This window comes from Streptomyces sp. KLMMK, assembly GCF_036961605.1.
GTDB lineage: Bacteria > Actinomycetota > Actinomycetes > Streptomycetales > Streptomycetaceae > Streptomyces > Streptomyces telluris.
The window spans coordinates 1-12,068 of sequence record NZ_JBAMDC010000204.1 but is presented as its reverse complement, the minus strand read 5'-3'; the positions used below and the strand labels follow the sequence as shown (position 1 = coordinate 12,068).

The following is a 12,068-nucleotide window of genomic DNA, read 5'->3' as shown; positions in this document are numbered from 1 at the left end:
GAGGGCGGGGTTGCGCAGGAGTGTGCCGGGGGCCGGCGGGCGGCCGCCGGGCAGGTAGAGCGCGGCGGAGGACGTCCACTCCGTCTCGAAGATCTTGCGGACGGTGGCCACGGTCCGGCCGATGGCCTCGATGGGTGCGTGGCCGTGCTCGGCATAGCCGATGGCGTACGAGAGGACGTCGGCGAGCGGCTTGGTGCCGTGGTCGCGCAGGAGCAGCATCCAGGCGTCGAACGCGCCGGGCACGGCGGCCGCGAGCGGGCCGGTGCCGGGGACCAGGTCGAGGCCGAGCGAGCGGTAGTGCGCGATCGTCGCGCCCCGGGGCGCCGGGCCCTGGCCGCCGAGCACCTGCACCGGGCCGCCGGCCGGGGCGAACACGGCGGGCACCTCGCCGGCCGGGCCGTTCATGTGCGGCTCGACGACATGCAGGACGAATCCGGCGGCGACCGCGGCATCGAAGGCGTTGCCGCCGCTCTCCAGTACGGCCATCGCGGACTGCGAGGCCAGCCAGTGGGTGGTCGACACCATGCCGAAGGTGCCCTGCAGGGTGGGCCGGGTGGTGAACATGGCGTCCAGAAAGGCAGATTCTCCTGCCGGTGCGCAATACCGCCTGCGGGGGACCTGTGGGCCGCCCGTCCGAGGGCTGTCCGCACAAGGCGCGGCGTTACGGTTGATTCCGCTGCCGGCAGCCGGGCCGGCCGGGGAAAACAAGCTGGAGGATGCGCCGTGCACGGTGAATACAAGGTGCCGGGCGGCAAGCTCGTCGTCGTCGACCTGGACGTCGCCGGCGGGGTGCTACGCGGCGTACGGGTGGGCGGGGACTTCTTCCTCGAACCCGACGAGGCGCTCCTCGACATCAACCGGGCGCTGGAGGGCGCGCCCGCCGACCTGACCGCCCCGCAGCTCGCGGCGCGCATCGACGCGGCCCTGCCGGAGGGCACGGTGATGTTCGGCTTCACCTCCGAGGCGGTGGGCGTGGCGGTGCGCCGGGCCCTGGCCCAGGCCACGGACTGGACCGACTACGAGTGGCAGCTGATCCACGACGGCCCCCAGTCCCCCGCGCTGCACATGGCGCTCGACGAGGTGCTCACGGCCGAGGTGGCGGCCGGCCGGCGGCCGCCGACCCTGCGCGTGTGGGAGTGGGGCTCCCCCGCGGTGGTCATCGGCAGCTTCCAGTCGCTGCGCAACGAGGTGGACCCGCAGGGCGCGGAGCGCCACGGGATGACGGTGGTGCGCCGGATCAGCGGCGGCGGGGCCATGTTCATCGAGCCGGGCAACACCATCACCTACTCGCTGTGCGTGCCGGACGCCCTGGTGCAAGGCCTGTCCTTCGCCGACAGCTACGCCTATCTGGACGACTGGGTGCTGGGCGCGCTGGAGGGCATGGGCGTGAAGGCCTGGTACCAGCCGCTCAACGACATCGCCACCGAGTCGGGGAAGATCGCGGGCGCGGCGCAGAAGCGGCTGGTGGGCAGCGCGGGGGCCGTCCTCCATCACGTGACGATGGCGTACGACATCGACGCGGACAAGATGCTGGACGTGCTGCGCATCGGCAAGGAGAAGCTGTCGGACAAGGGGACGAAGAGCGCGAAGAAGCGCGTCGACCCCCTGCGCCGCCAGACCGGGCTGCCGCGGGCCGGCGTGATCGAGAAGATGATCGAGTCCTTCCGGGGCCGCTACGGGCTGACGGCCGGCTCGGTCACCCCCGAGGAGATGGCGCGGGCGCAGGAGCTGGCGGCGGTGAAGTTCTCCTCTCCGGAGTGGACGGCGCGCGTGCCGTAGGCCTCCGGCGGATCAGGGGGACGGCGCCGCCCTGCGCCCGGCGGGCAAGGCCTGCCGGGCCCGGCCCGGCTCAGCTCAGTACCGGGATCAGGTGCTCGCCGTAGGCGTCGATGGTCTCCTCCTTCGCGTCGTGCATGGCGTAGACCGCGAACTGGTCCACGCCGAGGCCGCGCAGGTGCTCCAGCCGTTCGCGGTGGGCAGCCACGGGGCCCAGGAGGCAGAAGCGGTCCACGATCTCGTCGGGCACGAAGTCCGTGGAGGGGTTCCCGGCCCGGCCGTGGTGGCTGTAGTCGTAGCCGTGGCGCTGCTTGATGTAGGCCGTGAGGGCCTCGGGCACCAGGCCGGAGTGCTCGCCGTAGCGTTCGACCAGGTCGGCGACGTGGTTGCCGACCATCCCGCCGAACCAGCGGCACTGCTCGCGGGCGTGGGCGAGGTCGTCGCCGACGTAGGCGGGGGCGGCGACGCAGATGCGGACCGCGGCCGGGTCCCGGCCGGCCTCGGCGGCGGCGTCCCGCACGTGCTTGATCATCCATTCGGTGAGGAAGGGGTCGGCGAGCTGGAGGATGAAGCCGTCGGCCTCCTGGCCCGCGAGGGCGAGGGCCTTCGGTCCGTAGGCGGCCATCCACACGGGCAGCCTGCCGTCCCGGATCCAGGGGATCTTCAGCGCCGTGCCGCCGACGTCGGCCTCGCGGCCCTCGGCGAGGTCGCGGATGACGCGGATGGACTCCCGCAGCGAGGCGAGGGTGTTGGGCTTGCGGCCCGCCACCCGCATCGCGGAGTCCCCGCGGCCGATGCCGCACACCGTGCGGTTGCCGTACATGTCGTTGAGGGTGGCGAAGGTGGAGGCGGTGACCTCGGGGGTGCGGGTGGAGGGGTTGGTGACCATCGGCCCCACGACGAGCCGCTCGGTGTGCTCCAGGATGCGGCTGTAGATGACGAACGGCTCCTGCCACAGCACGGCGGAGTCGAACGTCCAGCCGTAGCGGAAGCCTGAGCGCTCGGCGCGGCGCATCAGGTCGACGACGGCGGTGGCGGGCGGGTCGGTCTGCAGGACGAGGCCGAAGTCCACGGCGGTGCTCCTTACGTCATACGTGGTGCGTCGTTGCGTCTCACGTCAGGTACTGGCAGGTGGCGCGGGGGACGTAGCGGCCGTGGCCGGCACGGCCGGTGAACTTCCGCTCTTCGATGACGGCTTCGCCGCGGGAGAGGACGGTCTCGACGCGTCCGGTGATGCGCTTGCCCTCGTAGGCGGAGTAGTCGACGTTCATGTGGTGGGTGGAGGCCGAGAGGGTCTGCTCGGCGTGCGGGTCGTAGATGACGATGTCGGCGTCGCCGCCGGGGGTGATGGTGCCCTTGTGCGGGGCGAGGCCGAACATCCGGGCGGGGGCGGAGCAGGCGATCTCGATCCAGCGGCGGCGGGTGATGCGGCCGTCGACGACGGCCTGGTGCAGGAGGTCCATGCGGTTCTCGATGCCGGGCAGGCCGTTGGGGATCTTCGAGAAGTCGCCGCGGCCGAGCTCCTTCTGGCCGGAGAAGCAGAACGGGCAGTGGTCGGTGGAGACGACCTGGAGGTCGTCGGTGCGCAGGCCGCGCCAGAGGGCGGCCTGGTGCTCGCGGGGGCGCAGCGGCGTGGAACAGACGTATTTCGCGCCCTCGAAGCCGGGCTCGGCGAGGTTGTCGGTGGACAGGAAGAGGTACTGCGGGCAGGTCTCGCCGAAGACGGGCAGGCCCTTGTCGCGGGCCTGCGCGAGCTCGGCGACGGCCTCCTCGGCCGAGACGTGCACGACGTACAGGGGGCTGCCTGCGACGCGGGCGAGCTGGATCGCCCGGTGGGTTGCCTCGGCCTCCAGCAGCGCCTTGCGGACCTCGCCGTGGTAGCGGGGGGCGGTCTTCCCGGCGGCAAGGGCCTGTTCGACGAGGACGTCGATGGCGATGCCGTTCTCGGCGTGCATCATGATCAGCCCGCCGTTGCCGGCGGCGCGCTGCATGGCGCGCAGGATCTGTCCGTCGTCGCTGTAGAAGACGCCGGGGTAGGCCATGAAGAGCTTGAAGGAGGTGACCCCTTCGGCGACGAGGAGATCCATCTCCTTCAGGGAGCCCTCGTTCACGTCGGAGAGGATCATGTGGAAGCCGTAGTCGACGGCGCAGCGGCCGGCGGCCTTGGCGTGCCAGCGGTCGAGGCCCTCCCGCAGGGCCTGGCCGCGGCTCTGGACGGCGAAGTCGACGATGGTGGTGGTGCCGCCCCAGGCGGCGGCCCGGGTGCCGGTCTCGAAGTCGTCGGAGGAGGCGGTGCCGCCGAAGGGGAAGTCGAGGTGCGTATGGGCGTCGACACCGCCGGGGATGACGTACTTCCCGGTGGCGTCCAGGGTGCGGTCGGCGTGCCAGCCCCGGGCGAAGGCGCTGCCGGACGCGGCGAGGGCCGCGACCTTGCCGTCCTCGACGAGGACATCGGCGCGGGTCTCCTCGGCGGCGGTGATGACGAGGCCGCCGCGGATGGCCGTCGTGGTCATGGCCGTTCCTTTCCGGCGATGGTGAACTGGACCTGCTGCAGCACGGTTTCGAGAGCGGCGGCGCCCTCCTCCGCCTCGGTGATGGTGAGCGACAGGGGCGGCGCGATGCGCAGGACGTTGGCCTCGCGGCCGCCCTTGCCGATCAGCAGGCCTTCCTCCCTGGCCAGTTCGAGGGCGAGGGAGGCCGCTTCGGGCGAGGGCGACCCGTCGTGCTCGACCAGCTCGATGCCGATCATCAGGCCGCGGCCGCGCACCTCGCGGACGACGGGGAAGCCGGCGGTGACGGCGCGGAGCCGCTCGATGAGCAGACCGCCGACCCGGCGGGCGTTGCCCTGGAGGTCGTGCTCCAGGAGGTAGGTGAGGTTGGCGAGGCCGGCGGCCATGGTGACGGGGCTGCCGCCGAAGGTGGAGATGGAGTTGGCGTCGAGGCAGTTCATGACCTCGGCGCGGGCGACGACGCCGCCGATCGACATGCCGTTGCCGATGCCCTTGGCGAAGGTGAGGAGGTCGGGCGGGCCGTGCTCGGCGTGGGCCTGCCAGCCCCAGAAGTGGTCGCCGGTGCGGCCCCAGCCGGTCTGCACCTCGTCGGTGATCCAGAGGATGCCGCGGGCGGCGAGGACCTCGCGGAAGGCGGCGTAGAGGCCGTCGGGCGGGGAGGTGAACCCGCCGACGCCCTGCACGGGTTCGGCGATCAGGGCCGCCACCCGGCCGTGGGTCTGGCCGAGCATGTCCTCGAGGTCGGCGACGCAGGCAGCGGTGAAGGCGGCGTCGGACAGGTGGGCGTAGGGGCCGGAAGTGCGCACTCCACCGTGGACGTAGAGGGTCTGCAGGGGCGAGAGGCTGGTGGGCGACCAGGCGGAGTTGCCGGTGATGCCCACGGCGGAGAAGGAGCGGCCGTGGTAGCTGTTGCGCATCGCCAGGATCTGGTTGGAGCCGCGGTGGGCGGTGGCCAGCAGAAGGGCCGCGTCGTTGGCCTCGGTGCCGGAGGTGGTGAAGAAGACGCGGGCGTCGGGGATGCCGGAGAGGGCGGCGATGCGCTCGGCGAGCTCGACCATGTGCCGGTCGAGGTAGAGGGTGGAGGTGTGCAGGATGCGCCCGGCCTGCTCGGAGACGGCCTTGGCGACCTCGGGCAGGGCGTGGGCGGTCATGGTGGTGAGGATGCCGCCGAAGAAGTCGAGGTAGCGCCGCCCGTGGGCGTCCCGGACGTGGCGGCCCTCGCCGTGGGTGAGCTCCAGGGGCTCGCGGTAGTAGAGGGAGAGCCACTCGGGCATGACCGCGCGGTGCCGGGCGTGCAGGTGGGTGGCCGGGGAGCCTCCGGGGCCGGGCGCGGAGGTCATGGCCGGACCAGCCCGTCGTAGGCGTCGGGGCGGCGGTCGCGGTAGAAGGCCCACTGCTGGCGGACCTCGTCGATGAGGCCGAAGTCCAGGTCGCGGACGAGGAGTTCCTCCTTGGTGTCGCTCGCCACGTCACCGACGAACTGCCCGCGGGGATCGACGAAGTAGGAGGTGCCGTAGAAGTCGTTGTCGCCGTACTCCTCGCGGCCGACGCGGTTGATGGCTGCGACGAAGTACTCGTTGGCGACGGCCGCGGCGGGCTGCTCCAGCTTCCAGAGGTGGCCGGAGAGGCCGCGGGAGGTGGCCGAGGGGTTGTAGACGAGCTGGGCGCCGTTGAGGCCGAGCTGGCGCCAGCCCTCGGGGAAGTGGCGGTCGTAGCAGATGTAGACGCCGACCCTGCCGACGGCCGTGTCGAAGACGGGCCAGCCGAGATTGCCGGGGGCGAAGTAGTACTTCTCCCAGAAGCCCTTGACCTGGGGGATGTGGTGCTTGCGGTATTTGCCGAGGTAGCGGCCGTCGGCGTCGATGACCGCGGCGGTGTTGTAGTAGAAACCGGGGCCCTCGGTCTCGAAGACGGGGACGACGATCACCATGCCGGTCTCACGGGCCAGCTCCTGCATCCGGCGGACCGTGGGCCCGTCGGGGACGGGCTCGGCCCAGCGGTAGTGCTCGCTCTCCTGCACCTGGCAGAAGTAGGGGGCGTTGAAGACCTCCTGGAACCCGATCACCTGCGCGCCCTGGGCGGCGGCCGCACGGGCGTGCTCCTCGTGCTTGGCGAGCATGGATTCGGTGTCGCCGGTCCAGGTGGCCTGGACCAGAGCGGCGCGGACGGCATTGGCCATGAGCTGCTCCTTCACGGGGGCGTCAGCCGGGCCGACCGGCCAGGCTGACACGCGTAGATCCACGTGTGGTTGCGACCGTAGGACGCGGCACGCCGCGCGGCAAGACCATCGATCGTCCTGTGGATAACCCGGCCCCCGCATGACAGGACAGAAAAACTTGCAAGTTTGCCTGTCGATATTTACGGTGGACGCATGCCCGACCAGGAAACCGATCAGGAAACCGGCAAGGAAGCCGGCCGAGACTCCGGCGCGGCTCAGGAGCGCGCCGCCGCCGATCTGGCCGCGACGGTCTCCCAGCTCATGCGCCGCCTGCGCGCGGCCTCCCCGCAGGGCTCCCTCACCCCCTCCCAGCGCACGGTCCTGGGCCGCCTCGCCAACGGCGGGCCCGCCACCACCGCGGGCCTGGCCCGCGCGGAGCTCGTGCGGCCGCAGTCCATGCGCGTCATCGTCGCCAGGCTGGAGGAGCTGGGCCTGGTCGCCCGCTCCCCGCACCCCACGGACGGGCGCCAGGTCCTGTTCTCCATCACCGGGGACGGCGAAGAGGCCGTCGCCTCCGTACGGCACTCCAAGCACGCCTGGCTCGCCGACGCCATCGCCGGCCGGCTCACCCCGGACGAACAGCGGACCCTCGCCGACGCCGCCCTCCTGCTCAAGCGCCTGGTGGAGGAGTGAAAGCCTTAAGGGCGCCCCTGCGCGCCCGGGACCCCGGGGCCGCCCCGGACCGGGGCTTCGGCGCGCGCCTGATGACGCCGCTGCTCCTCGGCGCGGTCCTCAACCCCCTCAACAGCACCATGATCGCCACCGGCCTGGTGGCCGTCGGCCGCGACTTCGGCACCGGCCCCTCCGGCACCGGATGGCTCCTGTCGTCCCTCTACCTCACCAGCGCCGTCGGCCAGCCCGTCATGGGCCGGCTCGCCGACTCCCTCGGCCCCCGCCGCGTCTTCCTCGCCGGCCTCGCCGTCGTCTGCGCGGGCGGCGTGCTCGGTACGCTCGCCCCCGCCTTCGGCTGGCTGATCGCCGCCCGCGTGCTGCTCGGGCTCGGCACCTCCGCCGCCTATCCCGCCGCGATGGCGATGCTGCGGGCCGAGTCCCTGCGCACCGGCCGCCCCGCGCCCCGCCCCGTGATGGGGCGCCTCTCGCTCGCCGCCCTGGGCAGCGCGGCCCTCGGCCCCACCCTCGGCGGGCTCCTCACCGCGACCACCGGCTGGCGGGGCATCTTCGCGGTCAACGTACCCCTCGCCCTGCTGGCGCTGGCCGTGGCCCTGCCGTGGCTGCCGCACGACCGCGGGCGCCCGGGCATCACCGCCGGCGCCCCCGGCGCCGAGGATCCGCAGCGCGGCCCCGCAGAGCCGCAGCAGGGCCCCGTACAGCCTCAGCAGCCTTCCGGCAGCCCCTCGGACGCCGCCCCGCCCCGCGGGGCCCTCCTGCGCACCTACCTGCGCCACGGGCTCACCTACCTGGCGATCTACTGCGCCCTGTACGGATACGCCCAATGGCTGGAGGAGGCCCGCGGCTGCAGCTCCTTCCAGGCCGGCCTGGTGATGCTGCCGATGTCCCTCGCGGCCGCCGTCTGCTCCCTGCTCGGCGCCCGGACCAAGGGCCTGCGCGCCCCGCTCACCACGGCCGCCGCGCTGCTCGCCGCGGGCAGCGGGATCCTGGTGACCGCCGGCGGCGGCACCCCGCTCGCCGCGCTGCTGATCGCCTCCGCCCTCTTCGGCGTCCCCCAGGGCCTGGCCTCCACCGGCAACCAGGCCGCCGTCTACGCCCAGGCGCCGCCCGACCGCGTCGGCTCCGCCGCCGGCCTGCAGCGCACCGCCCAGTACACGAGCGCGATGGCCGCCACCGGCCTCCTCGCCCTCTGCTTCGGACAGCGGGCGAGCGACGCCGGGCTCCACCGGCTCACGGCCGTCACCGGCGCGCTGAGCCTGGTGCTGCTCGTCCTGACCGCCACCGACCGCGCCCTTCGCGCGCGTACCCGCACCTGACCCCCGAAAGGGAGCCCACGGCCATGCCCGTCACCACCCTCGACACCACCACCGCCCTCGTGCTCATCGACCTCCAGAAGGGCATCGTGGCGATGCCCACCGCCCATCCCGCCCGGGAGATCGTCGAGCGCGGCGCGCGTCTGGCCGCCGCCTTCCGCGGCCGCGGCCTGCCGGTCGTCCTCGTCCGCGTCGCCGGCTCCGCGCCCGGACGTTCCGAGGTGCCCCTGCGCGGCGGGCGCCCGCCGGCCGACTTCGCCGACCTGGTGCCCGAACTCGGCCGGGAGGACGGCGACATCGTGGTCACCAAGCGCACCTGGGGCGCGTTCCACGCCACCGACCTGGACCTGCAGCTGCGGCGCCGCGGCGTCACCCAGGTCGTCCTCGCGGGCATCGCGACGGGCGCGGGCGTGGAGTCCACCGCGCGCGCCGCCCACGAGCACGGCTACCACGTGACGGTCGTGACCGACGCCGTCACCGACCCCGACCCGGAGGTGCACCGCATCGCCGTGGAGAAGGTCCTGCCGCGCCTGGCGGAGACCGGCACGACCGACGAGGTGATCAAGCTGCTGGGCTGACGCCGCGGCTAGCCCACATAGGCGGCGTACGCGACCATCGCCCCGGCGACGGCCGCGTACGCCGCCAGAGCGATGACCGCACCGCGGTGGTGCAGCTTCTCGACCCGCTCGGGGTCGCCGCCGCGGACGGTCCAGCGCCAGGACAGCACGGTGGCGACCACGGCCAGCAGTACGTAGACGAGCGTGAGCAGGTGCAGGGCGTCGATGAGCGTCAGCCCCACGGTGCTGGTGATGACCGTGTTCACCTGCTGCATGTTGATCATGACGACGAACAGCCCGCCGCCCAGCAGGGACAGCCGGCTCTGCATCGAGTCGAGCTTCTCCCCCATGCCCAGCGCCTCGCTGTGCGAGGGCAGCAGGAACGTGGCCGTGCCGATGAGCAGCATCAGGTACAGCGGGCCCGTCAGCTTCCAGAAGATGACGGGGTCGCTGCGCGACAGGGAGATCTGGACGAGCAGCCGGCTGCGTGTGCTGCCCCTCCCCCGGGGAAGGCTGGGGTCACCGAAGTTGGTGGGGAAGTGCCGGTCGGCCGCGACGAGCCGGAAGCCGGTGATCCGCCAGCCGGGCGGCGCGATCCCGGAGTTCACCCCGGAGTCCTCGTTGTCGGGCACGAAGCGGAACTGGTCGGCCTCCTTGCGCGAGGTGATCTTGATTTCGATGCGGTGGCGGTCGAAGGGGAAGGCCCGGACGCCCCAGTCCTGCCGGAAGGTCCCCTGCACCCGGACGACGTCCCGGAACATGCCCTTCTCGCTGGTCAGCTCCGGTTTGCTCCGCTCCAGGTCGTCGTTGTAGTTGCTGAACGCCACGCCGGGCAGCGGATCCAGCTCGCGCCGCGGGCAGACGCTCCACACCGTCACCCGCGCCCCGAAGGTGTGCCCGACGGGGTCGAGGCCGTAGAGGTCGCTGAGGTAGGCGCCGGTCCGGCAGGTGTCCGGCTCCGCCGCGCTCGCGGCGGGACTGCCGAGCAGCCACGCCACGAGCGCGCCCAACAGCGCTGCCAGCATGCCCGGGACGCGGGCGAGAGTCCGGCGCAGGCCAACGGATTCCCCACAGTGCACAGCCATATGCCGGTGATCCTCACCGGAAAGGCGGCCGGTGATTCACCCTCCGCCCTCACCGCCCGGGCGCATTTCAGCGCACCGGCGGCTCGCCGCTCGGGTGCACCACCATCGCCGAGCCCCCGCCGCGCCGGGTCCGTTCGGCGGCGGCCGCCCACCGGCCGTCGGGCAGCAGCTGGACGCCTGTCGCCGCACCGATCTCGGGGTTGGCCTTGAAGACGTGCCCGATGCCCTCCAGGCGGCCGCGCAGCGGGCTGTTCCACAGGCCGGGTTCCAGCTCGGTGGCGGCGGCGTTGCGCTGGCTGGCGCGCGGCGCCGCGATCGCGTCGACGAGCGGCATCCCGCGGTCGACGTGGTTGAGGAGGGTCTGCAGCGCCGTGGTGATGATCGTGGCGCCGCCGGGCGAGCCGAGGGCGAACGCGGGCCGCCCGTGGTCGAGGACGACCGTGGGCGACATCGACGAGCGCGGGCGCTTGCCCGGACCGGGCAGGTTGGGGTCGTGTACGCCCGGGGTGACGGGGACGAAGGAGAAGTCGGTCAGCTCGTTGTTGAGCAGGAAGCCGCGGCCGGGGACGGTGATGCCGCTGCCGCCGGTCTGCTCGATGGTGAGCGTGTAGGAGACGACGTCGCCCCACTTGTCGGCGACCGTCAGGTGGGTGGTGTGCTCGCCCTCGTAGGGCGTGGGCGCTGCCTTGCCGTGGGTGCCGCAGGACACCGGGCGGCGCGGGTCGCCGGGCGCCAGCGGGCTGGTGAGCACCGCGCCGTCCTTGATCAGGCACGCGCGCGAGTCCGCGTAGCGCTGGGAGGTGAGGGCCTTGGTGGGCACGGACTCGAAGGCCGGGTCGCCCACCCAGCGGTTGCGGTCGGCGAAGGCGATCCTGCTGGCTTCGATGTAGCGGTGCAGGTAGGTCTTGGCGCCGAGCTTCGAAAGGTCGCTCTTCTCCAGGATGTTGAGGGCCTCGGCGACCGTCGTGCCGCCGGAGGAGGAGGGGCCCATGCCGTAGACGTCCAGGCCGCGGTAGGACGTGCGGGTCGGCGCCTGGCGCTTCACCGCGTACTCCCGCAGGTCCCGCTCGGTCAGGTCGCCCGGGCGGGCCACGCGCCCGGAAGCGGGGTCGACGGGCGGCTTGCGCACGGTCCGGACGATGTCGCGGCCCACCTCGCCGCGGTAGAGGGCGCCGACGCCGCGCTCGCCCAGCAGCGCGTAAGTGCGGGCGAGGTCGGGGTTCTTGAGGGTGCTGCCCACGGCGGGCGGGCGGCCGCCGGGCAGGAAGAGCTTCGCACTAGCCGGGAAGTCCTTGAAGCGGGCCTCGTTGTCGGCCGTCTGCTGACGGAAGGTGGCGTCGACGGTGAAGCCCGAGCGGGCGATGCGCTCGGCCGGCCGCAGCACCTGGGCGAGCGAGCGGGTGCCCCAGGTGCGCAGGGCGGTGTCCCAGGTGGCGGGGGTGCCGGGGGTGCCGACGCTCAGGCCGCTGGTGACGGCGTCGGCGAAGGGGACCGGCTTCCCCTTCTCCAGGAAGAGGTTCTTGTCCGCGCTCAGGGGGGCGCGTTCGCGGCCGTCGATGGTGGAGACCTGGCGCCGCTTCGCGTCGTAGTGGACGAAGTAGCCGCCCCCGCCGATGCCCGCGGAGTACGGCTCGGTGACGCCGAGTGCGGCCGCGGTGGCCACGGCGGCGTCGACGGCGTTGCCGCCCTTGCGGAGCACTTCGATGCCGGCGGCCGAGGCATCGGCGTCGACACTGGCCACGGCGCCGCCGTAGCCGGCGGCGACGGGGGTCTTGGCGGGGGTGTGCCCCGGCCCGGTGGACGGGCCGCCGGGCTGGGCCGCGGCCGGGAGGGCGCCGAGTCCGACGACCAGTGAGGCCGCCGCGGCGAGTACGGGCAGACGTCGGTGGGGCGGCTTCTTCGTTCTCGGGCGGGCCATTCTGCCTCCAAGCGGCGAGCGGGCCCCGGAGCCTACCCTCGCCACCGCGGCGCGCAACCCC

Annotated in this window: 11 protein-coding genes; 4 read left to right on the top strand and 7 right to left on the bottom strand. The window is 73.0% G+C overall.

The window, feature by feature from the left end; all coding sequences use genetic code 11:
• The coding region (locus V7793_RS24365) for a gamma-glutamyltransferase (RefSeq protein ID WP_336009938.1) at nucleotides 1-564 on the bottom strand (564 nt) is incomplete at its 3' end.
• Nucleotides 565-723: 159 nt separating this feature from the next.
• Between V7793_RS24365 and V7793_RS24360 the strand changes: the two genes are divergently transcribed.
• Nucleotides 724-1,779 (top strand): lipoate--protein ligase family protein, encoded by a 1,056-nt coding sequence (locus tag V7793_RS24360; protein ID WP_336009937.1) that lies wholly within the window; start codon nucleotides 724-726, stop codon nucleotides 1,777-1,779.
• A gap of 70 nt (nucleotides 1,780-1,849) precedes the next feature.
• Here the strand turns inward: V7793_RS24360 and V7793_RS24355 are convergent, their stop codons facing one another.
• From V7793_RS24355 to V7793_RS24340, 4 genes are read right to left on the bottom strand one after another with little or no spacing between them, the layout of a single operon-like run.
• Nucleotides 1,850-2,848 carry a TIGR03842 family LLM class F420-dependent oxidoreductase gene (locus V7793_RS24355; protein ID WP_336009935.1) on the bottom strand — a complete coding sequence of 333 codons (999 nt, stop codon included), beginning with the start codon at nucleotides 2,846-2,848 and terminating at the stop codon, nucleotides 1,850-1,852.
• A gap of 40 nt (nucleotides 2,849-2,888) precedes the next feature.
• The gene (hydA, locus tag V7793_RS24350; RefSeq protein WP_336009933.1) at nucleotides 2,889-4,289 is read right to left on the bottom strand and encodes a dihydropyrimidinase; all 1,401 of its coding nucleotides are present in this window, start codon (nucleotides 4,287-4,289) and stop codon (nucleotides 2,889-2,891) included.
• Nucleotides 4,286-5,626 carry an aspartate aminotransferase family protein gene (locus V7793_RS24345; protein ID WP_336009932.1) on the bottom strand — a complete coding sequence of 447 codons (1,341 nt, stop codon included), beginning with the start codon at nucleotides 5,624-5,626 and terminating at the stop codon, nucleotides 4,286-4,288. The genes hydA and V7793_RS24345 overlap by 4 nt, the downstream gene beginning before the upstream one ends.
• On the bottom strand, nucleotides 5,623-6,465 hold the full coding sequence (locus V7793_RS24340; RefSeq protein WP_336009930.1) for a nitrilase-related carbon-nitrogen hydrolase: 843 nt from the start codon (nucleotides 6,463-6,465) through the stop codon (nucleotides 5,623-5,625). The genes V7793_RS24345 and V7793_RS24340 overlap by 4 nt, the downstream gene beginning before the upstream one ends.
• A 192-nt stretch (nucleotides 6,466-6,657) precedes the next feature.
• On the opposite strand from V7793_RS24340, the gene V7793_RS24335 reads away from it, so the two are divergent.
• The 3 genes from V7793_RS24335 to V7793_RS24325 are packed head-to-tail and all read left to right on the top strand — an operon-like array spanning nucleotide 6,658 to nucleotide 9,025.
• Nucleotides 6,658-7,137 (top strand): MarR family winged helix-turn-helix transcriptional regulator, encoded by a 480-nt coding sequence (locus V7793_RS24335; protein WP_336009928.1) that lies wholly within the window; start codon nucleotides 6,658-6,660, stop codon nucleotides 7,135-7,137.
• Nucleotides 7,134-8,450 (top strand): MFS transporter, encoded by a 1,317-nt coding sequence (locus V7793_RS24330; protein WP_336009926.1) that lies wholly within the window; start codon nucleotides 7,134-7,136, stop codon nucleotides 8,448-8,450. Before V7793_RS24335 ends, V7793_RS24330 begins: the two co-directional genes overlap by 4 nt.
• A 23-nt stretch (nucleotides 8,451-8,473) precedes the next feature.
• Entirely contained in the window at nucleotides 8,474-9,025 is a 552-nt protein-coding gene (locus V7793_RS24325; RefSeq protein WP_336009924.1) for an isochorismatase family protein, read from the top strand.
• Between the two features lie 8 nt (nucleotides 9,026-9,033).
• Here V7793_RS24325 and V7793_RS24320 read toward each other — a convergent pair whose 3' ends face one another.
• Both V7793_RS24320 and ggt read right to left on the bottom strand, forming a co-directional pair.
• The gene (locus V7793_RS24320) at nucleotides 9,034-10,029 is read right to left on the bottom strand and encodes a hypothetical protein (RefSeq protein WP_336009922.1); all 996 of its coding nucleotides are present in this window, start codon (nucleotides 10,027-10,029) and stop codon (nucleotides 9,034-9,036) included.
• Between the two features lie 127 nt (nucleotides 10,030-10,156).
• A complete protein-coding gene (gene ggt, locus V7793_RS24315) occupies nucleotides 10,157-12,007 on the bottom strand; it encodes a gamma-glutamyltransferase (RefSeq protein ID WP_336009920.1) in 1,851 nt (616 codons plus the stop codon).
• Between the last annotated feature and the right edge of the window lie 61 nt (nucleotides 12,008-12,068).